The sequence below is a fragment of the Streptomyces sp. CT34 genome, from assembly GCF_000805335.1.
Taxonomy (GTDB): domain Bacteria; phylum Actinomycetota; class Actinomycetes; order Streptomycetales; family Streptomycetaceae; genus Streptomyces.
The window spans coordinates 1,460,053-1,482,160 of sequence record NZ_KN708638.1; the positions used below are offsets into that span (position 1 = coordinate 1,460,053).

The 22,108-nt window shown below is 71.1% G+C and carries 20 protein-coding genes; 1 reads left to right on the forward strand and 19 read right to left on the reverse strand.

From position 1 onward, the window contains the following. Positions 1-10: 10 nt before the first annotated feature. From carB to pyrR, 6 genes are all read right to left on the reverse strand, one after another. Complete coding sequence (gene carB / locus RZ84_RS06565) at positions 11-3,322, reverse strand: carbamoyl-phosphate synthase large subunit (protein ID WP_043263487.1); 3,312 nt, start codon at positions 3,320-3,322, stop codon at positions 11-13. Next, a complete protein-coding gene (gene carA, locus RZ84_RS06570) occupies positions 3,315-4,457 on the reverse strand; it encodes a glutamine-hydrolyzing carbamoyl-phosphate synthase small subunit (RefSeq protein WP_043263488.1) in 1,143 nt (380 codons plus the stop codon). The genes carB and carA overlap by 8 nt, the downstream gene beginning before the upstream one ends. Continuing rightward, positions 4,454-5,038: a PH-like domain-containing protein gene (locus RZ84_RS06575; RefSeq protein WP_043263489.1), complete on the reverse strand. Its 585-nt coding sequence runs from the start codon at positions 5,036-5,038 to the stop codon at positions 4,454-4,456. Before RZ84_RS06575 ends, carA begins: the two co-directional genes overlap by 4 nt. After that, positions 5,035-6,330 (reverse strand): dihydroorotase, encoded by a 1,296-nt coding sequence (locus RZ84_RS06580; RefSeq protein WP_043263490.1) that lies wholly within the window; start codon positions 6,328-6,330, stop codon positions 5,035-5,037. The genes RZ84_RS06575 and RZ84_RS06580 overlap by 4 nt, the downstream gene beginning before the upstream one ends. Positions 6,331-6,335: 5 nt before the next feature. Next, positions 6,336-7,313: an aspartate carbamoyltransferase catalytic subunit gene (locus tag RZ84_RS06585; RefSeq protein WP_043263491.1), complete on the reverse strand. Its 978-nt coding sequence runs from the start codon at positions 7,311-7,313 to the stop codon at positions 6,336-6,338. 93 nt (positions 7,314-7,406) lie between these two features. Continuing rightward, positions 7,407-7,997 (reverse strand): bifunctional pyr operon transcriptional regulator/uracil phosphoribosyltransferase PyrR, encoded by a 591-nt coding sequence (gene pyrR / locus RZ84_RS06590; protein ID WP_043263492.1) that lies wholly within the window; start codon positions 7,995-7,997, stop codon positions 7,407-7,409. A 222-nt stretch (positions 7,998-8,219) separates the two neighbouring features. Here pyrR and bldD point away from each other — a divergent pair, with 222 nt between their 5' ends. Then, positions 8,220-8,720, forward strand: a complete 501-nt coding sequence (gene bldD / locus RZ84_RS06595; RefSeq protein ID WP_018539834.1) for a transcriptional regulator BldD — start codon at positions 8,220-8,222, stop codon at positions 8,718-8,720. 178 nt (positions 8,721-8,898) lie between these two features. On the opposite strand, the gene nusB is transcribed toward bldD, so the two are convergent. The 13 genes from nusB to RZ84_RS06660 form a co-directional block, all read right to left on the reverse strand. Further along, entirely contained in the window at positions 8,899-9,333 is a 435-nt protein-coding gene (gene nusB / locus RZ84_RS06600; protein WP_043263493.1) for a transcription antitermination factor NusB, read from the reverse strand. A gap of 2 nt (positions 9,334-9,335) precedes the next feature. Further along, on the reverse strand, positions 9,336-9,902 hold the full coding sequence (gene efp / locus RZ84_RS06605) for an elongation factor P (RefSeq protein WP_043263494.1): 567 nt from the start codon (positions 9,900-9,902) through the stop codon (positions 9,336-9,338). 66 nt (positions 9,903-9,968) lie between these two features. Further along, entirely contained in the window at positions 9,969-11,075 is a 1,107-nt protein-coding gene (locus RZ84_RS06610; RefSeq protein WP_043263495.1) for an aminopeptidase P family protein, read from the reverse strand. Positions 11,076-11,149: 74 nt separating this feature from the next. Continuing rightward, positions 11,150-12,031, reverse strand: a complete 882-nt coding sequence (locus RZ84_RS06615; protein WP_043263496.1) for a Pro-rich N-terminal domain-containing protein — start codon at positions 12,029-12,031, stop codon at positions 11,150-11,152. Between the two features lie 235 nt (positions 12,032-12,266). After that, the gene (aroQ, locus tag RZ84_RS06620; RefSeq protein WP_043263497.1) at positions 12,267-12,707 is read right to left on the reverse strand and encodes a type II 3-dehydroquinate dehydratase; all 441 of its coding nucleotides are present in this window, start codon (positions 12,705-12,707) and stop codon (positions 12,267-12,269) included. Positions 12,708-12,843: 136 nt separating this feature from the next. After that, positions 12,844-13,935: a 3-dehydroquinate synthase gene (gene aroB / locus RZ84_RS06625; protein ID WP_043263498.1), complete on the reverse strand. Its 1,092-nt coding sequence runs from the start codon at positions 13,933-13,935 to the stop codon at positions 12,844-12,846. After that, positions 13,932-14,486, reverse strand: a complete 555-nt coding sequence (locus RZ84_RS06630; protein WP_043263499.1) for a shikimate kinase — start codon at positions 14,484-14,486, stop codon at positions 13,932-13,934. Before RZ84_RS06630 ends, aroB begins: the two co-directional genes overlap by 4 nt. Further along, on the reverse strand, positions 14,483-15,667 hold the full coding sequence (aroC, locus tag RZ84_RS06635; RefSeq protein ID WP_043263500.1) for a chorismate synthase: 1,185 nt from the start codon (positions 15,665-15,667) through the stop codon (positions 14,483-14,485). The genes RZ84_RS06630 and aroC overlap by 4 nt, the downstream gene beginning before the upstream one ends. Positions 15,668-15,806: 139 nt before the next feature. Beyond that, positions 15,807-16,634, reverse strand: a complete 828-nt coding sequence (locus tag RZ84_RS06640; RefSeq protein ID WP_043263501.1) for a shikimate dehydrogenase — start codon at positions 16,632-16,634, stop codon at positions 15,807-15,809. 10 nt (positions 16,635-16,644) lie between these two features. Next, complete coding sequence (mltG, locus tag RZ84_RS06645; RefSeq protein ID WP_043263502.1) at positions 16,645-18,432, reverse strand: endolytic transglycosylase MltG; 1,788 nt, start codon at positions 18,430-18,432, stop codon at positions 16,645-16,647. A gap of 126 nt (positions 18,433-18,558) precedes the next feature. Continuing rightward, positions 18,559-19,023 carry a Holliday junction resolvase RuvX gene (ruvX, locus tag RZ84_RS06650; RefSeq protein ID WP_043263503.1) on the reverse strand — a complete coding sequence of 155 codons (465 nt, stop codon included), beginning with the start codon at positions 19,021-19,023 and terminating at the stop codon, positions 18,559-18,561. Positions 19,024-19,037: 14 nt separating this feature from the next. Continuing rightward, positions 19,038-21,707, reverse strand: coding sequence for an alanine--tRNA ligase (gene alaS / locus RZ84_RS06655; protein WP_043263504.1), 2,670 nt, complete (start codon positions 21,705-21,707; stop codon positions 19,038-19,040). Next, a partial coding sequence (locus RZ84_RS06660) for a DUF6167 family protein (protein WP_241777608.1) occupies positions 21,707-22,108 on the reverse strand: 402 nt, incomplete at its 5' end. The genes alaS and RZ84_RS06660, both read right to left, overlap by 1 nt.

Genomic DNA, 22,108 nt, shown 5'->3' on the forward strand with positions numbered 1-22,108 from the left:
CCTCCCGGGCCTACTCCTCGCGGGCCGCGGTCAGATGTCGCGCGTGCTCTTGGAGGGAGCGCACCCCGACGTCACCGCGGGACATCGCCTCGATGCCCTGTACGGCGGCGGCCAGCGCCTGGACCGTGGTCAGGCAGGGGATGCCGCGGGCGACGGACGCGGTGCGGATGTCGTAGCCGTCGAGCCGGCCGCCGGTCCCGTAGGGGGTGTTGACGATCAGGTCGACCTCCCCGTCGTGGATCAGCTGGACGATGGTCTTCTCGCCGTTGGGGCCCTCGCCCTCGGACTGCTTGCGCACCACGGTGGTCTTGATGCCGTTGCGGCGCAGCACCTCGGCGGTACCGGAGGTGGCCAGCAACTCGAAGCCGTGGGCGACCAGTTCGCGGGCCGGGAAGATCATCGAGCGCTTGTCGCGGTTGGCGACGGAGACGAACGCGCGGCCCTTGGTGGGCAGCGCTCCGTAGGCGCCGGACTGCGACTTGGCGTACGCGGTCCCGAAGACCGAGTCGATGCCCATGACCTCGCCCGTGGAGCGCATCTCCGGGCCGAGGACGGTGTCCACGCCGCGGCCGTGGATGTCGCGGAACCGCGACCAGGGCATGACGGCTTCCTTGACGGAGATCGGCGCGTCCAGCGGCAGGGTGCCGCCGTCGCCGGTCTTGGGCAGCACGCCCTCGGCGCGCAGCTCGGCGATGGTGGCGCCGAGCGAGATCCGGGCGGCGGCCTTGGCCAGCGGCACCGCGGTGGCCTTCGAGGTGAAGGGGACGGTGCGCGAGGCGCGCGGGTTGGCCTCGAGGACGTAGAGGATGTCGCCGGCCATCGCGAACTGGATGTTGATCAGCCCGCGGACCCCGACTCCCTTGGCGATGGCCTCCGTTGAGGCCCGCAGCCGCTTGATGTCGAAGCCGCCGAGGGTGATCGGGGGCAGCGCGCAGGCGGAGTCGCCGGAGTGGATGCCGGCCTCCTCGATGTGCTCCATGACGCCGCCGAGGTAGAGCTCGTGGCCGTCGTAGAGGGCGTCGACGTCGATCTCGATGGCGTCGTCGAGGAACCGGTCGATGAGGACCGGGTGCCGGTCGATCAGACCGGCGTGCCGCTCCAGGTACTCGGCCAGCGACGGCTCGTCGTAGACGATCTCCATGCCCCGGCCGCCGAGCACGTACGAGGGCCGGACCATGACCGGGTAGCCGATCTCGGCGGCGATCGTCTTGGCCTCGCCGAAGGAGAAGGCGGTGCCGTACTTGGGGGCCGGGAGCCCGGCCTCGGTCAGCACCCGGCCGAACGCGCCGCGCTCCTCGGCCAGGTCGATGGCCTCGGGCGAGGTGCCGACGATCGGCACGCCGTTGTCCTTGAGCGCCTGCGCCAGGCCCAGCGGGGTCTGCCCGCCGAGCTGGACGACGACGCCGGCGACCGGGCCGGCCTGGGTCTCGGCGTGCACGATCTCCAGGACGTCCTCCAGGGTGAGCGGCTCGAAGTAGAGCCGGTCGGAGGTGTCGTAGTCGGTGGAGACGGTCTCCGGGTTGCAGTTGACCATCACGGTCTCGTAGCCGGCGTCGCTGAGCGCGAAGGAGGCGTGGACGCAGGAGTAGTCGAACTCGATGCCCTGGCCGATGCGGTTGGGGCCGGAGCCGAGGATGATCACGGCCGGCTTCTCGCGCGGGGCGACCTCGGTCTCCTCGTCGTAGGACGAGTAGAAGTACGGGGTGCGGGCGGCGAATTCGGCGGCGCAGGTGTCGACCGTCTTGAAGACGGGGCGGACGCCGAGGGCGTGCCGGACCTCGCGGACGACGTCCTCGCGCAGGCCGCGGATGGCCGCGATCTGGGCGTCGGAGAAGCCGTGGCGCTTTGCGTCCGCAAGGATTTCCGGGCCGAGCTGGTCGGCCGCGGCGATCTCGTCGGCGATCTCCTTCACGAGGAAGAGCTGGTCGACGAACCACGGGTCGATCTTCGTGGCGTCGAAGACCTCCTGCGGGGTGGCGCCGGCCCGGATCGCCTGCATCACGGTGTTGATCCGGCCGTCGGTCGGGACCTGGGCCAGCTCCAGCAGCTCCGTCTTGTCGCCGGGCGCGCCGGTGAAGGCGAACTGGCTGCCCTTCTTCTCCAGCGAGCGCAGCGCCTTCTGGAGCGCCTCGGTGAAGTTGCGGCCGATGGCCATCGCCTCGCCGACCGACTTCATGGTCGTGGTGAGGGTGGCGTCGGCGGCCGGGAACTTCTCGAAGGCGAACCGCGGGACCTTCACGACGACGTAGTCGAGGGTGGGCTCGAAGGACGCCGGGGTCTGCTCGGTGATGTCGTTGGGGATCTCGTCGAGGGTGTAGCCGACGGCGAGCCGGGCGGCGATCTTCGCGATCGGGAAGCCGGTGGCCTTGGAGGCCAGCGCGGACGAGCGGGAGACCCGGGGGTTCATCTCGATGACGATCACCCGGCCGTCCTCGGGGTTGACCGCGAACTGGATGTTGCAGCCGCCGGTGTCCACCCCGACCTCGCGGATCACGGCGATGCCGATGTCGCGCAGGATCTGGTACTCGCGGTCGGTGAGCGTCATGGCCGGCGCGACGGTGATCGAGTCGCCGGTGTGCACACCCATGGGGTCGAAGTTCTCGATGGAGCAGACGACCACGACGTTGTCGTGCTTGTCGCGCATCAGCTCCAGTTCGTACTCCTTCCAGCCGAGGATGGACTCCTCCAGGAGCACCTCGGTGGTCGGCGAGAGCGTCAGGCCCTGGCCGGCGATCCGGCGCAGTTCCTCCTCGTCGTGCGCGAAGCCGGAGCCGGCACCGCCCATGGTGAACGAGGGGCGGACGACGACCGGGTAGCCGCCGAGCTCGTCGACGCCCTTGAGGACCTCGTCCATGGAGTGGCAGATGACCGAGCGGGCGGACTCGCCGTGGCCGATCTTGGCGTTGACCGCCTCGACGACCTCCTTGAACTGGTCGCGGTCCTCGCCCTTGTGGATCGCCTCGACGTTGGCGCCGATCAGCTCGACGCCGTACTTGTCGAGGGTGCCGGCCTCGTGAAGCGAGATGGCGGTGTTGAGCGCCGTCTGACCGCCCAGGGTGGGCAGCAGGGCGTCCGGGCGCTCCTTGGCGATGATCTTCTCGACGAACTCCGGGGTGATCGGCTCGACGTACGTCGCGTCGGCGATCTCCGGGTCGGTCATGATCGTGGCCGGGTTGGAGTTGACCAGGACGACGCGCAGGCCCTCGGACTTGAGGACCCGGCAGGCCTGGGTTCCGGAGTAGTCGAATTCGGCGGCCTGGCCGATGACGATCGGGCCGGAGCCGATGACCAGGACGGACTGGATATCGGTGCGCTTAGGCACGCTGGCCCTCCATCAGGGATACGAAGCGGTCGAAGAGGTACGCGGCGTCGTGCGGACCCGCGGCGGCTTCGGGGTGGTACTGGACGCTGAAGGCCGGCCGGTCGAGGAGCCGGAGCCCCTCCACCACGTTGTCGTTGAGGCAGACGTGGGAGACCTCGGCGCGGCCGAAGGGGGTGTCGGAGACCTTGTCGAGCGGCGCGTCCACGGCGAACCCGTGGTTGTGCGCGGTCACCTCGACCTTGCCCGTTGTACGGTCCTGGACCGGCTGGTTGATGCCGCGGTGCCCGTACTTGAGCTTGTACGTGCCGAAGCCGAGCGCCCGGCCCAGGATCTGGTTGCCGAAGCAGATGCCGAACAGCGGGGTCCTGCGGGAGAGCACCTCGCGCATCACGGAGACCGGGTGGTCGGCGGTGGCCGGGTCGCCGGGGCCGTTGGAGAAGAACACGCCGTCGGGGTCGACCGCGTAGACGTCCTCGGCGGTGGCGGTGGCCGGCAGGACGTGCACCTCGATGCCGCGCTCGGCCATCCGGTGCGGGGTCATGCCCTTGATGCCGAGGTCGACGGCGGCGACGGTGAACTTCTTCGCGCCGATGGCCGGGACGACGTACGGCTCCTTGGTGGCGACCTGCGCGGAGAGGTCCGCGCCCTTCATCTCGGGGGCCTGGCGCACCTCGGCGAGCATCGTGCCCTCGTCGGGCAGCGCGTTGCCGGAGAAGATGCCGACCCGCATCGCACCGCGCTCGCGCAGATGCCGGGTGAGCGCACGGGTGTCGATACCGCAGATGCCGACGACGCCCTGGTGGCGCAGCTCCTCGTGAAGGGAGCGCTTGGCGCGCCAGTTGGACGGCACCCGGGCGGGGTCGCGGACGACGTAGCCGGAGACCCAGATCCGCGCGGACTCGGGGTCCTCGTCGTTCACCCCGGTGTTGCCGACGTGCGGGGCGGTCATGACGACGACCTGGCGGTGGTACGAGGGGTCGGTCAGCGTCTCCTGGTAGCCGGTCATGCCGGTGGAGAACACCGCCTCGCCGAAGGTCTCCCCCACGGCCCCGTAGGCACGGCCGCGGAACGTGCGGCCGTCCTCCAGGACGAGTACGGCGGGGATTTTGGCGGTCCCCTTGGTGGAGGTCGTCATCGTGCGCCTTCCGTTTCGGTGTGCTCGGTGGTGTGTTCGCTGCTGAGCTGGTTGACGGCCTCGACCCAGGCCGGGTGCTCGCCGGCCCGGTCGGAGCGGAAGCCGGAGTCGATCCGCTTGCCGCCGTGCTCCCAGGTGACGACCAGCAGGCCGCCCTCGGGGAGGACCTTGCCGGCGATGCCCGCGTCGAGGCGGGCGCCGCGCAGGGCGGCGGCCGGCACGAAGAAGTCCTCGGCCCCCGGCCGTACGACGTCCAGGCCCCGGTCGGTCAGCGTCAGCTCGGCGCGGCTGCGGGTGCCCAGGCCGCGCGCGACGATCCGGTCGAGCCACTGCCCGGCGGTGGTGGAGCCGTGGTACCGGCCGCTGAGGGTCAGCCGGGGCTCGCCCGCGTCGTCGGGGGCGGACAGCAGCTCGGGCAGGTCGCCCTGGAGGGTGCCGCGCCACTTCCAGCCCTGGCGCATCAGCCAGTAGACGAAGACGACGAGGACCAGGAGCCCGACGACCCAGCCGATCCGCGCGGCCCAGTCGGTGACCGGTGCGGAGTGCGGCGCTGCGGCCAGGTGGATGAGTGGAGGAGTCACGCCAGCTTCCCGTCGACGACCGTTGCGCGGCCCCGCAGGAAGGTGTGGGTGACGCGCCCCGGCAGCTCACGGCCCTCGTAGGGGGTGTTGCGGCTGCGGGAGGCGAAGCCCGCGGGGTCCACCTCTCCACGGTAAGCGGAATCGACCAGCGTGAGGTTGGCCGGCTCGCCTGCCGAAATGGGGCGGCCGTGGCCGGCGGCGCGGCCGATCCGGGCCGGCGCGAAGGACATCCGGTCCGCGACGTCCGCCCAGGTGAGCAGGCCGGTTTCCACCATCGTCCGCTGGACTACCGACAGCGCGGTCTCCAGGCCCACCATGCCCATGGCCGCCGCGGCCCACTCACAGTCCTTGTCCTCGTGGGGATGCGGGGCGTGGTCGGTGGCGACGATGTCGATGGTGCCGTCGGCGAGGGCCTCGCGCAGCGCCATGACGTCGCGCTCGGTGCGCAGCGGCGGGTTGACCTTGTAGACGGGGTTGTAGGTGCGCACCATCTCGTCGGTGAGCAGCAGGTGGTGCGGGGTGACCTCGGCCGTCACGTCGATGCCGCGGGACTTGGCCCAGCGCACGATCTCGACACTGCCGGCGGTCGACAGGTGGCAGATGTGCACCCGGGACCCGACGTGCTCGGCGAGCAGCACATCACGGGCGATGATCGACTCCTCGGCGACCGCGGGCCAGCCGCCCAGCCCCAACTCGGCCGAGACGACGCCCTCGTTCATCTGGGCGCCCTCGGTCAGCCGCGGCTCCTGGGCGTGCTGCGCGACGACCCCGCCGAACGCCTTCACGTACTCCAGGGCGCGGCGCATGATCACGGCGTCGTGGACGCACTTGCCGTCGTCGGAGAAGACGGTGACGCCGGCCGCGGACTCGTGCATGGCGCCCAGCTCGGCGAGCTTCTGGCCCTCCAGGCCGACGGTGACGGCGCCGATGGGCTGCACGTCGCAGTAGCCGTGCTCCCGGCCGAGCCGGTAGACCTGCTCGACGACGCCGGCGGTGTCGGCGACCGGGAAGGTGTTGGCCATGGCGAACACGGCCGTGTAGCCGCCGGCGGCGGCGGCCCGCGTGCCGGTCAGCACGGTCTCGGAGTCCTCCCGACCGGGCTCGCGCAGATGGGTGTGCAGGTCGACGAGGCCCGGCAGCAGGATCTTGCCGGCGGCCTCGACGACCTCGGCGCCCTCGGCGCTGGAGAGGGTCAGATCGGTGCCGACCGCCGTGATGGTCCCGTCCGTGATCAGGACGTCCTGCGGTTCGCCGCCGAGCACCTTCGCACCGCGGATCAGAATCTTGCCCATGTCTCTTACTTCTCCTCGGTACGGGGGTTCGTGACGGCGGGCTCGTTGCCGCCCAGGAGCAGGTACAGGACGGCCATGCGGATGGACACGCCGTTGGCCACCTGCTCGACGACCGTGCAGCGGTCGGAGTCGGCGACCTCGGCGGTGATCTCCATGCCGCGGACCATCGGGCCGGGGTGCATCACGATGGCGTTCCCGGGCATCCGCGCCATCCGGTCGCCGTCCAGGCCGTAGCGGCGCGCGTACTCGCGCTCGGTCGGGAAGAACGCGGCGTTCATGCGCTCGCGCTGCACCCGCAGCATCATCACGGCGTCGGACTTCGGCAGCACGCTGTCGAGGTCGTAGGACACCTCGCACGGCCAGGTCTCGACGCCGACCGGGACGAGGGTCGGCGGTGCGACGAGGGTGACCTCGGCGCCGAGGGTGTGCAGCAGGTCGACGTTGGAGCGCGCGACGCGGCTGTGCAGCACGTCGCCGACGATGGTGACGCGCCTGCCGCCGAGGTCCTGGCCGAGCCCGGCGTCCGGACCGATGAGTCGGCGGCGCATGGTGAAGGCGTCGAGCAGCGCCTGGGTGGGGTGCTGGTGGGTCCCGTCACCGGCGTTGATGACGGGGGCGTCGATCCAGCCGGAGTCGGCGAGCCGGTAGGGGGCGCCGGAGGCGCTGTGGCGGATGACCACGGCGTCGACGCCCATCGCCTCCAGGGTCTGGGCGGTGTCCTTGAGGGACTCGCCCTTGGAGACGCTGGACCCCTTCGCGGCGAAGTTGATGACGTCCGCGGAGAGCCGCTTCTCGGCGGCCTCGAACGAGATCCGGGTCCGGGTCGAGTCCTCGAAGAAGAGGTTGCAGACCGTGCGTCCGCGCAGCGTGGGCAGTTTCTTGATCGGCCGGTCGGCGACCCGGGCCATTTCCTCGGCGGTGTCGAGGATCAGCACGGCGTCGTCCCGCGTGAGATCGGCGGCCGAGATGAGGTGGCGCTTCATCCGGTTTTCTCCGGGAGTGAGGGAGGTGTACGGGAATGTCCGTTGAGCGGGCAGAGGTGCGGGCCCGGGGTCACCGGGTCCGTACGCGGTGCGCTAGCGCTCGCCGGCCGGGGCGTTGTCGCGGAGGCCGAGCAGCACGGCGTCCCGGCCGTCCTCCTCGGTGAGCTGGACCTTGACCGTCTCCCGCAGCGACGTGGGGAGGTTCTTGCCTACGTAGTCGGCGCGGATCGGCAGTTCGCGGTGACCTCGGTCGACCAGCACCGCGAGCTGGACGGCGCGCGGGCGCCCGATGTCGCCCAGTGCGTCGAGCGCGGCGCGGATGGTGCGCCCGGAGAAGAGCACGTCGTCGACGAGGAGGACGACGCGGCCCTCGATGCCGTCGGCGGGGATGTCCGTACGGGCCAGCGTGCGGGCCGGGCCCAGCCGCAGGTCGTCGCGGTACATCGTGATGTCGAGCGAGCCCACCGGGATGGCGCGGCCGGTGATCTCCTCGAGCTTGGCGGCCAGCCGCCGGGCGAGGAAGACGCCGCGGGTGGGGATCCCCAGCAGCACCACATCGTCCGCGCCCTTGGCGCGCTCGACGATTTCGTGGGCGATGCGGGTGAGCATCCGCGCGATGTCCGGGCCTTCGAGCACCGGTCGCGCGGGAAGCTGGACTCTCGTGTCGGAACTGCTTGCGTCCATACGAAACGGACCTCCTTCTCCGCCTCACGGGACGGACTTTAAAGGACGTCGGAATTACGTGGTTCAGGCTATCAGGAGGCCCCTCAGGAGCGGTGCACCCCCCTGACGGGTGATGGTCTGCCTCATTCGGCTTGACGAAGTCAGATTACGCTGCGTAACCTCACAGTGAGTTACCAGCCACGCGGCGGAGCCGCATGTCCATATAGCCGTCTGGGGAGCTTTATGTCCAGCGAATACGCCAAACAGCTCGGGGCCAAGCTCCGCGCCATCCGTACCCAGCAGGGCCTCTCTCTCCACGGCGTCGAGGAGAAGTCCCAGGGCCGCTGGAAGGCCGTGGTGGTGGGGTCGTACGAGCGCGGCGACCGTGCCGTGACCGTGCAGCGCCTCGCCGAGCTGGCGGACTTCTACGGCGTCCCGGTGCAGGAACTGCTCCCGGGCACGACGCCCGGCGGCGCCGCCGAGCCGCCGCCGAAGCTGGTGCTGGACCTGGAGCGCCTGGCCCATGTCCCGCAGGAGAAGGCCGGTCCGCTCCAGCGTTATGCCGCCACCATCCAGAGCCAGCGCGGTGACTACAACGGCAAGGTCCTCTCGATCAGACAGGACGACCTGCGCACGCTCGCGGTGATCTACGACCAGTCGCCCTCGGTGCTGACCGAGCAGCTGATCAGCTGGGGTGTGCTGGACGCGGACGCGCGCCGCGCCGTGCAGCACGAGGAGATCTGACCACCTCTCCCCCACACTTCACACGCAGAAACGTACCGCCGCTCCGGGTTCTCCCGGGGCGGCGGTCGTCGTCTGCGGCGTGGCCGGCGCGAGCGGTGCCGGACGGCGCCGGGCGGGCATGCGACGGGGCCCGGAGCGATGACTTCGCTCCGGGCCCGTGGTGATGCTCAGCCGGCCGCTAGTGCGTCTCGCGCCGCAGGCCCGGCTTCAGCTCCTTGAGACGACCCAGCAGGCCGTTGACGAAGGCCGGGGAGTCGTCCGTGGAGAACTCCCTGGCGAGTTGCACGGCCTCGTCGATCGCCACCGCGTCCGGTGTGCCGTCCACCCAGAGCAGTTCGTAGGCGCCGAGCCGCAGGATCGAGCGGTCGGCCGCCGGCATCCGGTCCAGGTCCCAGTCGACGGCGTAGGTGGAGATCAGCTCGTCGATGCGTGCGACATGCTCGGCGTAGCCCTCGACCAGCTCCAGGGTGTACTCGTTCACCGGCGGCTGCCGAGGGTCGGTCCGGGCGTGACGCATCCAGTCCGCGAGCACGGACTGCACATCGGCACCGCGCTGGTCGGCCTCGAAGAGGATCTGGAAGGCGCGCTTGCGGGCCTTGGTGCGGGCAGCCACGGTTAGCTGTTCACCCGGCCGAGGTAGTCGCCGGTACGGGTGTCGACCTTGATCTTCTCACCGGTGGTGATGAAGAGCGGGACCTGGATCTCGTAGCCGGTCTCCAGCGTGGCGGGCTTGGTGCCGCCGGTGGAGCGGTCGCCCTGGACGCCCGGCTCGGTCTCCTGGATGGTCAGCTCGACCGCGGCCGGCAGCTCGACGTAGAGCACCTGGCCCTCGTTCTGCGCGACGACGGCCTCGAAGCCCTCGAGCAGGAAGTTGGCGGCGTCGCCGACGGTCTTGCGCTCGACGTGCAGCTGGTCGTAGGTGTCCATGTCCATGAAGACGAAGTAGTCGCCGTCCATGTACGAGAACTGCATCCCGCGCTTGTCGACGTTGGCCGTCTCCACCTTCACACCGGCGTTGAAGGTCTTGTCCACCACCTTGCCGGAGAGCACGTTCTTCAGCTTGGTGCGGACGAAGGCCGGGCCCTTACCGGGCTTGACGTGCTGGAACTCGACGACGGACCAGAGCTGGCCGCCTTCGAGCTTGAGCACCATGCCGTTCTTGAGGTCGTTCGTGGAAGCCACGGTTGCGGAATCTCCTGGACTACAGGTGGTGGAAACCTCGAAGCCGCGCGCCGTGAGCCCGCGGGCTCACAGGGCGAGCAGCTCTTTGGTCGTGATCGTGAGTAGCTCGGGTCCGCCGTCCGCCTCGGGGCGGACGACGAGGGTGTCGTCGATCCGGACACCCCCACGGCCCGGGATGTGAACCCCCGGCTCGACGGTGACCGGCACGCAAGCGTCCAGTTTACCCATGGCGGCAGGTGACAACTGAGGGTCCTCATCGATTTCGAGTCCGACACCGTGCCCGGTCCACGGTCCGACCCCCTCGCCGTGCCCGGCCGTCTCCAGCAGATGACGGGTCACCCGGTCCACCTCGCGGCACTCCACACCCGGTGCCAGCGCCTCCCGGCCGGCCTTCTGGGCCGCGAAGACCAGATCGTACAGCTCGATCTGCCAGTCCGCCGGGGTGGTGCCGATGACGAAGGTGCGGCCGATCTCGCAGCGGTAGCCGCGGTAGTTCGCACCCAGGCCGACGGTCAGGAAGTCGCCCTCCTCCACCCTGCGGTCGGTGGGCAGGTGCAGGGCGCGGCCGGAGTTCGGTCCGGTCGCGACGGACGTCGGGAAGGCCGGGCCGTCGGCGCCGTGGTCGACCAGGCGCCGTTCCAGTTCGAGCGCGAGATGCCGCTCGGTCCGGCCGACCAGGATCGACTCCAGGAGTTCGCCCAGGGCCTGGTCGCTGATCTCCGCGGCGATCCGCAGACAGGCGATCTCGTCGTCGTCCTTGACCAGCCGCTGCGCCTCGACGGCGCAGGCCAGATCGGTCAGCCGCATCTGCGGGGCGACCTGGGCGAGCGCCCGGTGGCGGGTGACGGTGAGGTGGTGCTCCTCGACGGCGAGGGTGCGGACGCCCTGTTTGGCGGCCAGGTCGGCGGCGGCCACGACGGGATCGCCACCGCGGCTGGGCAGTACGGAGATCCGCACGTCGTCGGCGGGGCGCCCTTCGGAGGGGTCGCCGCTCAGCGGTCTGCCGCAGAGCAGTACGTCATCGCCGGGACCCAGCAGCAGCGCCGCGCCGGGCGGCGTGCAGCCGGTGAGGTAGCGGACGTTCGCGGGGCGCGAGATCAGGGCGGCACAGCTTCCGGTTGCGGCGCAGCGGTCGCGCAGCCGCGTGCGTCGAACCGCGTACAACTCGGACATATCGCCAGCCTACGACCGCACTCCCGAGGCGGCCGTTCGAGACGGCCGCCCGGGGGACCGGCCGCGGGCGCGGTCTACCAGCTGGGCGGGCTGGCGATGCTGCGGGCCACGACGTCGTCGAGCATCCCGGCGGTGGTGGCGACGTCGTGCTGGGAGTTGTCGATGATCGGCAGTCCGGAGCCGTACCAGCCGGCCATCCGGCCGTGGATTCGGGCCACCTCCTCGTCGGAGAGACGGCGGTTGCCGGTGCGCCGGGCGTTGCGTTCCAGGACGATCTCCAGCCCCGGGAGCAGCACGATCGGCAGCAGACCGGGGCCCACATGGCGCTTCCAGCCGCCGAGGCCGACGACCGGGCGGTCCGGGAAGACCGCGTCGTCGAGGATGCAGGAGATGCCGTTGGCAAGGAAGTTGCGGGCCGCGAAGCCGCAGGTGCGGCGGGCGAGGCGGTACTGCGCCTCGGAGTTGTCGTTCCAGCCGGACTGCGGATCGGCGAAACCGGACCGGACCCATTCGCGGACGTCGTCCAGGCTGATGTGCGCGGTCGGCACCCGCCGGGTGTCGGCCCAGTGGCGGGCCACGCTGGTCTTGCCGGCGCCGGCCGGGCCGATCAGCAGCACCGCGACGGCGGCGTGCGCGGCGTCCGGTGCGGCGGTGTCGGCGGGCGGGCTGGGCAGCGGGACCGGGGCGCCCGGGGGCAGCTGGACATGGCCGGTGATGTCGGTGCTGTGCTGGGTGGGCGGGGCCTGGTGCGGTGCGGGGGCAGGCCAGCCCGGCCCGGGGGCGCCGTGCGCGGGCGATGCGGGGGCCGGCGGGGCGGCGGGCGGCGGGCCCGCGGGGGCGGGCGGCGAGCCGGGCGGGAGGGGCTGCCCGTGGTGGGGCGTCCAGCTCATGGCGGCCCCGGGGGTGTGAAGCGGCCCGCGGGGCGGCGGCAGCGGAGCCCCCACTGCGTACTGCATCCGGTGGCTCTCCGTCTCGTGCGGTCGACGTGGTGCGGTGCGCGGCGCCGGGCGTGGCTGCCCGGTGCGCCGTGCGGTAACCGACCGGCCCGGAAGGGCCGTTGGTGCCCCACCGCTGGTGGTGGGTGGTGCTGCTGTGAACCGTACCTTCCCGGCGGCTGCCCGGAAGGGTCCCTACCCCCGGCGTCCGTCGAATGAACGGCCGAGGGCAGGGTGGATGACCGAAGCGGGCGTGTCAGCCGGAGAGTTCCTCGGCCAGCGCGCGGAGCGCGAGCCGGTACGAACCGATACCGAAACCCGCGACGGTGCCGCTGGCGACCGCCGCGATGACCGAATTGTGGCGGAATTCCTCGCGGGCGTACGGGTTCGAGATGTGCACCTCGATGAGCGGGGCGGTGCGCTGGGCGGCGGCGTCCCGCATCGCGTACGAATAGTGCGTGAAGGCACCGGGGTTGATGATGACCGGAATCGATCCGTCGGCGGCCTCGTGCAGCCAACGGACCATCTCGCCCTCGTCGTTGGTCTCCCGCACCTCGGCCTCGAAACCCAGCTCCGCGCCGAGCCGGGCGCACTCGGCGACCAGTCCGGCGTAGGAGGTGGCGCCGTAGACATCGGGCTCGCGGGAGCCCAGCCGGCCGAGGTTGGGGCCGTTGAGGACCAGTACCGGGCGCGTCACGCTGTGCTCCTTCCGTTCTCCCCCAGGCTCCGCCCGGTGGTACCCCCGTCTCCGCCCGCGTTGTTCGCCTCTCCGCCCGCGCGGCGCAGCGGTGCGGCCGTCGTCCTCCGCGGCACGGTGGCCGCGCGTCCGTCGCTCACGAAGCGATCTCCGCGTGCGCGGCGAGCAGCATGGCCGGGTCCGGGCCCTCCAGGACGGTCGGCTTGGCCAGGCCGTCCAGGACGATGAAGCGCAGCCGGTCGCCGCGGGACTTCTTGTCGACCTTCATGGTCTCCAGCAGCTTGGGCCACTGGTCGCCGCGGTAGGTCAGCGGCAGTCCGACGGAGGCCAGGACGGCACGGTGCCGGTCGGCGGTGGCGTCGTCCAACCGGCCCGCGATCCGGCCGAGTTCGGCGGCGAAGACCATGCCGACGGAGACCGCGGCGCCGTGCCGCCAGTTGTAGCGCTCGTTCTTCTCGATGGCGTGCGCCAGGGTGTGGCCGTAGTTGAGGATCTCGCGCAGACCGGACTCCTTGAGGTCCGCGGAGACCACCTCGGCCTTGACCCGGATCGCCCGCTCGATGAGCTCGGCGGTGTGCGGGCCGTCGGGGCGCTTGGCGCCTTCCGGGTCGGACTCGATCAGGCCGAGGATCGCCGGGTCGGCGATGAAGCCGGCCTTGATCACCTCGGCCAGTCCGGAGACGTAGTCGTTGACCGGCAGGGAGTCCAGCGCGGCCAGGTCGCAGAGCACCCCGGCCGGCGGGTGGAAGGCGCCGACGAGGTTCTTGCCCTCGGCGGTGTTGATGCCGGTCTTGCCGCCGACCGCCGCGTCCACCATCCCCAGGACGGTGGTCGGTACGGCGATCCAGCGCACCCCGCGCAGCCAGGTCGCGGCGACGAAGCCGGCCAGGTCGGTGGTGGCGCCGCCGCCGACGCCGACGATCACGTCGGTGCGGGTGAAGCCGGTCTGCCCGAGCGCCTTCCAGCAGTACGCGGCGACCTCGGCGGTCTTGGACTCCTCGGCGTTCGGCAGCTGGACGGCGATCGCCTCGTAGCCCTGGGCGGCCAGGTCCTCGCGCAGCGCCTCGCCGGTGGCGGCCAGCGCCTCGGGGTGCAGCACCGCGACGCGCTTGGCCGCCGTCCCGATCAGGCCGGCGAGTTCGCCCAGCAGCTGCCGCCCGACGAGGACCTCGTACGGATCGGTGCCGGCGGTACCGCCGACCTGGATGCGGGTGGCCTGCTCCGTCATGCCTGTTCCTCCCTGCCGGCGGGCCGCGCGGCGTCCGCGGCCGACCGTAGCTCCAAAGCGTCCACGATCGCGCCGGCGATGTCCTCGGGGGTGCGCTCACCCGTGGCGATCACGGCGCGCGCGACCTCGGTGTACAGCGGGCGGCGCCGCTCCATCAGCTCGCGCCACTGCTTGCGCGGATTGACCGCTAGCAGCGGGCGCGGCGCGTCCAGGCCCACCCGCTTGACGGCGTCGGCCAGTTCGACGTCCAGGAAGACGACCGGCAGTCCGGTCAGCAGCTTCCGGGTGCCGTCGTCCATGATCGCGCCGCCACCGAGCGAGAGCACTCCGGGATGGGTGCCCAGAGCCGTACGGACCGCCGCCCGCTCCAGCTCGCGGAAGTGCGGCTCGCCCTCGTCGATGAAGATCTCGGCGATCGGCTTGCCGGCGGTGGCGACGATATCGGCGTCGGTGTCCCGGTAGCCGACCCCCAGCCGCGCGGCCAGCAGCGCACCCACGGTGGACTTGCCGGCCCCGGGCGGGCCGACCAGTACGACGACCGGCGCGGTCACTTGATCGCCAGGTTGTCGAGGTAGCTCCGGACGTTGCGGCGGGTCTCCGGCACGCTGTCGCCGCCGAACTTCTCCACCACCGCGTCCGCCAGCACCAGCGCCACCATCGCCTCGGCCACGATGCCGGCGGCCGGCACCGCGCAGACGTCGGAGCGCTGGTGGTGCGCCTTGGCCGCCTCGCCGGTGGCGACGTCGATCGTCGCCAGCGCCCGCGGCACCGTAGCGATCGGCTTCATCGCGGCGCGCACGCGCAGCAGTTCACCGGTGGTCAGCCCGCCCTCGGTGCCACCGGAGCGGCCCGAGGCGCGCCTGATGCCGTCCTCGGTGGCCACGATCTCGTCGTGCGCCTGCGAGCCGGGCACCCGCGCCAGCTCGAAGCCGTCGCCGACCTCGACGCCCTTGATGGCCTGGATGCCCATCAGGGCGGCGGCCAGCCGGGCGTCCAGCCGCCGGTCCCAGTGGACGTGCGAACCGAGGCCGACCGGCACGCCGTACGCCAGTACCTCGACCACGCCGCCGAGGGTGTCGCCGTCCTTGTGGGCCTGGTCGATCTCGGCGACCATCGCCTTGCTGGCGTCCGCGTCCAGGCAGCGCACCGGGTCGGCGTCCAGCTTGTCGACGTCGGAGGGCTTGGGGTAGACGCCGTACGGGGCCTTGGCGGCGGCCAGTTCGACGACATGCGAGACGATCTCGATGCCGGCCGTCTCCTTCAGGAAGGAGCGGGCGACCGCGCCCAGCGCGACCCGGGCCGCGGTCTCCCGGGCGGAGGCACGCTCCAGGATCGGGCGGGCCTCGTCGAAGCCGTACTTCTGCATACCGGCCAGATCGGCGTGGCCGGGGCGGGGGCGGGTCAGCGGGGCGTTACGGGCCAGCTCGGCCAGCTCCTTCTCGTCGACCGGGTCGGCGGCCATCACCTGCTCCCACTTGGGCCACTCGGTGTTGCCGACCATGATCGCCACAGGGGAGCCCAGCGAGCGGCCGTGCCGCACGCCGCCCAGGAACGTGACCTCGTCCCGCTCGAACTTCATCCGGGCACCGCGGCCATAGCCCAGCCGGCGACGGGCCAGGGCGTCCGCCACCAGCTCCGTGCTGATCGGGACCCCGGCCGGAAGGCCCTCCAGCGTCGCCACGAGTGCGGGGCCGTGCGACTCCCCCGCCGTCAGCCAGCGCAACCTGCTCAACGGTGCTCCTCAGTCACTGCTCATGTGCTGCTCATCCGCGTACGGTCTTTCCCCTGATCCTCCCACGCCGCGCGGGCAGCGCGGCGCGCCGTCCACGCAGCGGACCGGGGGCGCGGGGCGCCCGGGGCGGGGCGGCGGATCAGCGGGCCGCGAGCGCCGCCTCGCCGGCCGTGCGCATCGCGGCAAGCGGTGCCGGGGACCGCCCGGTCATCTGCTCGACCTGGAGGACGGCCTGGTGGACCAGCAGGTCCAGGCCGCCGACGACGGCGCCGCCGCGGGCCACCCAGGCGGTGGCCAGCGTGGTCGGCCAGGGCTCGTAGAGGACGTCGAAGAGCGTGCCGGGCCGGTCGGGAACGGCGGCGGCGAGCGCGTCGGTGCTGCCCGCGGGGGTGGTGGCGATGGTCAGCGGTGCCTCGAACGCCGCGGCGGCGTCCTCCCACGGGGCGGTGCGGACCGGGACACCGAGCCGTTCGCCCCAGCCGCGCATCTCGGCGGCGCGCGCCGCGCTGCGGACGTAGGCGGTGACCTCACCGGTGCAGATACGGGAGAGCGCGGCCAGCGCGGAGGAGGCGGTGGCGCCCGCGCCCAGGACGGCGGCCCGCTCGACCGTGTCGACGCCGCGCTCGCGCAGCGCGGCGAGCATGCCCGGGATGTCGGTGTTGTCGCCGAGGCGGCGCCCGTCGGGGGCGAACACGACGGTGTTGACCGCCTCGACGGAGGCCGCGGTGGGGGTGATCTCGTCGAGCAGCGGGATCACCGCGCGCTTGAGCGGCATGGTCAGCGACAGGCCGGCCCACTCGGGGCCGAGCTTTTCCAGGAACGCGGGGAGCGCGGCCTCGTCGACCTCGTGGCGGCCGTACTCCCAGCCGGTGAGCCCGAGTGCGTCGTAGGCGGCACGGTGCAGCACCGGCGAGAGGGAGTGCGCGATGGGCGATCCGAGGACCGCCGCCTTCTTGTTGTCGGACACGGCCTTGCCTTCAGCTCCCGTTCTGCTGCTGCTTCTTCTCTTGCTGCCGCTTGTTGAATTCCCGGACCAGCTTCATATGGTCGTTGAGATTCGTGGTGAATTCCGTCGTCTTGCCGTCCACCGAAATGAAGTAGAGCCACTTCCCGGAATCATCCGGATTGATGGTCGCCTTGAGTGCGTCGGCACCGGGATTTCCGATCGGACCGGGCGGCAGACCCTTGTAGAAGTAGGTATTGTAGGGGTCGTTGTAGTGCCGGATTTCGTCGGTGCTGATATTAATCTTGCTCTGGTTCTTTAGGTAGTTGAACGTCGAGTCGAATTCCAGCTTCTGGTTCGTGTCCTTATTGGTCGGAGCCAGCCGGTTGTAGACGACAGCGGCCATCTTCCGGAAGTCATCGTGTGTCATGCCTTCGGCCTGGGTGAGGCTCGCGACCGTGATGAGCTGCAGCGGAGACGTCAGATGGAATTTCTGGGCATTCGCTTCGAGATCGTACTTCTGGTATTCCCGGGTGGCCCGCCCGACCATTTCCTTGAGGACGTCGGCGGGCTTCGCATTGTCGCCCACGCTGTAGGTCGACGGATAGAGGAAGCCCTCCAGCGGGTCCTTGATCTTCGGGGAGCCATCGGCCCAGGACGGCAGCCCCAGACTCTTGACCTGGGTCTTGGCGACTTCCTTGGTGGTGCCCGCCTTGAGCTTGAGCTTTTTGTCGATCATTTCGTAGACCGCGCCGGCCCGCAGGCCCTCGCGGATCGTGAGGCCGTTGCGGCTCTTCGGGTCCAGCATCAGATCGATGGCGGCAGCCGCGGACATCTGCTTGCGCAGCGAATACGTGCCGGGCTGGAGGCTCTGCGCCTTTTTGTTGCTGTCGGCCGCCTCGGTGAACGCCCCGGAGCTCTTGATCACACCGTCCTTGGCGAGGATCACGCCCATCGCGGACAGCGGCACCCCGTTCGGGATCACCACCTGCACCTCACCGGTGCCCTCGCCCGTGTAGTCGGGGGCCGAGCCGAAGTGCCGCATGAAGAAGCCGTAGCCGAAGTAGCCGACCGTGCCCACGACACCGGCGAGGGTCAGGGTCATCACCAGGCAGGCGGTGCCGCTGCGACGTTTTTTCTTCTTGCCGCGGCGCTCCCGGCCGGACGTGTCCTCGTCCTCCGGATCGAGGTCGCCGCGCCCGTCGTCCGGGTCGTCGGTGAAGAACGAGTCCCCCGGCTCCCGCCCGGCCGGCGCCGGCTCGGCCCGCCCGTCGTCCGCGGCGGCGGCAGCGGCCGGGTCGTCGTAGGGCGGCTCGCCCTGCTGCAAATGCTGCGGACCGTACTCCTGGACGTGCCCGTCGGGATGCTGCGGATGCGGCACCTGGCCGTACTGCTGCGCATCCTGCGGCGGCACCGCCTGCTGCGGCACCGCCTGCTGCGCGGGCAGTTGCCGGGTGTCCTGGAACGCGTAGCCGACCTGGCCGCCGTAGTACTCCTGGCCGCCATGGGCCGCGTACGGGTCGGCCGGCGGGTGCTGCGAGTGCTGTCCGTAGGGGTCGTACGGGTCGTACGGCAGTTGGCCGTTCTGCGGTGCGCCGGTCCAGCCGCCGTGACCCGGGTCGTACTGCTGCTGGGGCTGCTGCGGAAGTTGCTGGGGGTGCGGGTACTGCTGGGGGTGCGGGTGCTGCTGGGGATACCCGGCGGGCTGCTGCCCGTTCCACTGAGGCTGCTGCGCCTGGCCTCCGTAGGGACCCTGGTCTCCGTAGAGCGGGTCCTCGGGATGCCACGGTTCGGAGCCGTAGCCCCGGCCATACTCGGTCATCGATCCCCTAGAGCCGAGAGGCGGGGCGCCCCTTGCCGGCAGCGCCTGCGGTACCCATCCGCCTCTACTTGCACGCGCGGCTGTTCGAACCGCCGCCACATCCCGCGGAACGTTACCGTACCGCGATCAGATGACCACTTCGACGCTCTCCCCGGGCGGCTGCCCAGAGCTTCGTTCGGTTTCCAGCGCGCTCTGGAGAATGACCACCGCGGCGGCCTGGTCGACCACCGAGCGGCCCTTCTTGCTCCGGACCCCGGAGGCCCGCAGCCCGTGGGTCGCGGTGACCGTCGACATCCGCTCGTCGACCAGCCGCACCCCCACGGGCGCGACGTTCCGGGCCAACTCCTGTGCGAAAGCCCGGACCTTGGCCGCGGCCGGACCCTCTCCCCCACTGAGTGAGCGGGGCAGTCCGACCACGACCTCCAGTGGCTCGTACTCCTCGACAATCGCCCTGAGCCGCCGGTGTGCTGAGGGGACATCACGTCCCGGCACGGTCTCGACGGGGGTGGCGAGGACCCCGTCGGGGTCGCACGAGGCGACCCCGATCCGGGCGTCCCCGACATCCACCGCGATGCGCCGGCCGCGTCGCATCTCGCTCACCCGCGTCAGGCCGCCTCGGCCACGAGCCGCTCGACGGCGGCGATGGCCTCGGGCACCGCGGCGGCGTTCTGCCCACCGCCCTGGGCCACGTCCGGCTTGCCGCCGCCACCGCCGCCGAGCGTCTTGGCGGCCGTGCGGACCAGGTCGCCGGCCTTGATGCCGCGCTCGCGGGCGGTCTCGTTGGTGGCGATGACGGTCAGCGGACGGCCGTTGGCGACCGTGAAAAGCGCCACAACCACCGGGCGGTCGCCACGGATCCGGCCGCGGACGTCCAGTACCAGCTTGCGCAGATCGTCGGCGGAGGTGCCGTCCGGGACCTGCGCGGCGGCCAGCGCCACCCCGCGGACGTCCCGGGCACCCTCGGCCAGCCCGGCCGCGGCCTGCAGCACCTTCTCGGCGCGGAACCTCTCGATCTCCTTCTCGGCGTCCTTCAGCTTGGCCAGGACACCGGAGATCTTCTCCGGCAGCTCCTCCGGGCGCCCCTTGACCAGCTCGGTGAGCTGCGAGACGACGGTGTGCTCACGGGCCAGGAACTTGTAGGCGTCCACGCCCACCAGCGCCTCGACACGGCGCACGCCGGACCCGATGGAGGACTCGCCGAGCAGCTTCACCAGGCCCAGCTGGGCGGTGTTGTGGACGTGCGTACCGCCGCACAGCTCCTTGGAGAAGTCGCCGATGGTCACCACGCGGACCCGCTCGCCGTACTTCTCGCCGAACTCGGCGATGGCGCCCTGCTTCTTGGCGTCCTCCATGCTCATGACCTCGGCGTGCACGTCGAGCTCACGGGCCAGCACGTCGTTGATCTTCTGCTCGACGTCGGTCAGCACCGAGCCGGGCACCGCGGTCGGCGAGCCGAAGTCGAAGCGGAAGCGGCCCGGGGAGTTCTCCGAACCGGCCTGGGCGGCCGTCGGGCCCAGGGCGTCGCGCAGCGCCTGGTGGGTGAGGTGGGTGGCGCTGTGGGCACGGGCGATGGCGCGCCGACGGGTCACGTCGATGGCGGCGTACGCGGCGGCGCCGAGCACCACCTCGCCGACCTGGACGACGCCCTTGTGGACGGTCACGCCCGGGACCGGCTGCTGGACGTCGCGGACCTCGACGACGGCGCCGGAGTCCAGCTTGATCCGGCCGGTGTCGGCGAGCTGCCCGCCGCCCTCGGCGTAGAAGGGGGTGCGGTCCAGGACGACCTCGACCTCGTCGCCTTCATGGGCGGCGGGCGCCGGGACGCCGTTGACCAACAGGCCTACCACGGAGGACTCGCCCTCGGTCGTGCTGTAGCCGGTGAACTCGGTGGTGCCGGCGGTGTCGGCGACCTCGCGGTAGGCGGACAGGTCGGCGTGGCCGTGCTTCTTGGCCTGGGCGTCGGCCTTGGCGCGCTCCCGCTGCTCCTTCATCAGGCGGCGGAAGCCCTCCTCGTCGACCGAGAGCCCCTGCTCGGCGGCCATTTCGAGGGTGAGATCGATCGGGAAGCCCCAGGTGTCGTGGAGCAGGAACGCCTTGTCGCCGGAGAGCACCGTGCCGCCGGCGGACTTGGTCTCCGTGACGGCGCTGTCGAGGATGTTGGTACCGGCCTTGAGCGTCTTGACGAAGGCGGCCTCCTCGGCGAGGGCGACCGTCTCGATGCGCCGGCGGTCCTCCAGCAGCTCCGGGTACTGCTGGCCCATCGTCTTGATGACGACGTCCAGCAGCTCGCCGACGACCAGCCCGTCGGCGCCGAGCAGCCGCATGTTGCGGATGGCGCGGCGCATGATGCGGCGCAGCACATAGCCGCGGCCCTCGTTGCCGGGGGTGACGCCGTCGCCGATGAGCATCGTGGACGTCCGCATGTGGTCGGCGACCACCCGCAGGGAGACGTCGGAGTCGTCCGACGCGCCGTAGCGGACGCCGGAGAGCTCGGTGGCCTTGTCGATGACGACGCGCAGGGTGTCCGTCTCGTACATGTTGCGCACGTCCTGCAGGATCATCGCCAGCCGCTCCAGGCCGAGGCCGGTGTCGATGTTCTTGCTGGGCAGGTCGCCGAGGATCTCGAAGTCCTCCTTGCCGATGCCCGCTCCGCGCTCGTACTGCATGAAGACCAGGTTCCAGATCTCCACGTACCGCTCGTCGTTGACGGCCGGGCCGCCCTCGACGCCGAACTCCGGACCGCGGTCGTAGTTGATCTCGGAGCACGGACCGCACGGGCCGGGGACGCCCATGGACCAGTAGTTCTCCTTCTTGCCCAGCCGCTGGATGCGCTCCGTGGGCACGCCGATGACCTCGTGCCAGATGCGCTCGGCCTCGTCGTCGTCCAGGTAGACGGTGATCCAGAGCCGTTCCGGGTCGAGGCCGTAGCCGCCGTCCGCCTGCGAGCCGGTCAGCAGCTCCCAGGCGTACTTGATGGCGCCTTCCTTGAAGTAGTCGCCGAAGGAGAAGTTGCCGCACATCTGGAAGAACGTGCCGTGCCGGGTGGTCTTGCCGACCTCTTCGATGTCCGGCGTACGGACGCACTTCTGGACGCTGGTGGCGGTCTTGAAGGGGGGCTTGACCTCGCCGAGGAAGTACGGCTTGAAGGGGACCATGCCCGCGGGGACCAGCAGCAGCGTCGGGTCGTCCGCGATGAGCGACGCCGACGGCACGACGGTGTGCCCGCGCTCCTCGAAGAAGCGCAGCCAGCGGCGGCGGATTTCAGCCGACTCCATCAGTGGTCCTCTTTTCCAGTCGGTCCGGTCAGACCGTTCGGTCCGGTCGTTCTCGTGGTTCGGTACGGCGTTTCGAGCACCGCGCGGCGCGGTGCGGGCAGCTCGCGCACCTCGGCGGGCGACCCGATCCCGAGGGCGTCGTGCAGCTGCTCTTCACGGTCCGCCATTCCGGTCCGTACGTCCAATGCAAATTGGCGCAGCCGGTGTCCGGTCTCGACGGCCTTGTCCGCGGCCTGCGCGGCGAGGCTGTCGGGCTGCAGCTTGCGCAGCTTTCGGTGGACCTTGTTGGTGGCCCACACTCCGGCGGCGGCGCCGGTGGTGAACCAGAATGCGCGGCGGAACATCGCGGTGATCAGTCCTTGGAGCGACGGTTGCGGCGCCCGCCGCGGCGGGCGCCGGGC

Bases quoted from the DNA above. Each gene is read 5' to 3' on its own strand.
- carA (WP_043263488.1), bottom strand. From the start codon at position 4,457: ATGACGACCTCCACCAAGGGGACCGCCAAAATCCCCGCCGTACTCGTC.
- RZ84_RS06580 (WP_043263490.1), bottom strand. From the start codon at position 6,330: ATGGGCAAGATTCTGATCCGCGGTGCGAAGGTGCTCGGCGGCGAACCG.
- RZ84_RS06585 (WP_043263491.1), bottom strand. From the start codon at position 7,313: ATGAAGCGCCACCTCATCTCGGCCGCCGATCTCACGCGGGACGACGCC.
- pyrR (WP_043263492.1), bottom strand. From the start codon at position 7,997: ATGGACGCAAGCAGTTCCGACACGAGAGTCCAGCTTCCCGCGCGACCG.
- bldD (WP_018539834.1), top strand. From the start codon at position 8,220: ATGTCCAGCGAATACGCCAAACAGCTCGGGGCCAAGCTCCGCGCCATC.
- RZ84_RS06610 (WP_043263495.1), bottom strand. From the start codon at position 11,075: ATGTCCGAGTTGTACGCGGTTCGACGCACGCGGCTGCGCGACCGCTGC.
- RZ84_RS06615 (WP_043263496.1), bottom strand. From the start codon at position 12,031: ATGCAGTACGCAGTGGGGGCTCCGCTGCCGCCGCCCCGCGGGCCGCTT.
- aroB (WP_043263498.1), bottom strand. From the start codon at position 13,935: ATGACGGAGCAGGCCACCCGCATCCAGGTCGGCGGTACCGCCGGCACC.
- mltG (WP_043263502.1), bottom strand. From the start codon at position 18,432: ATGACCGAGTATGGCCGGGGCTACGGCTCCGAACCGTGGCATCCCGAG.
- ruvX (WP_043263503.1), bottom strand. From the start codon at position 19,023: ATGCGACGCGGCCGGCGCATCGCGGTGGATGTCGGGGACGCCCGGATC.
- alaS (WP_043263504.1), bottom strand. From the start codon at position 21,707: ATGGAGTCGGCTGAAATCCGCCGCCGCTGGCTGCGCTTCTTCGAGGAG.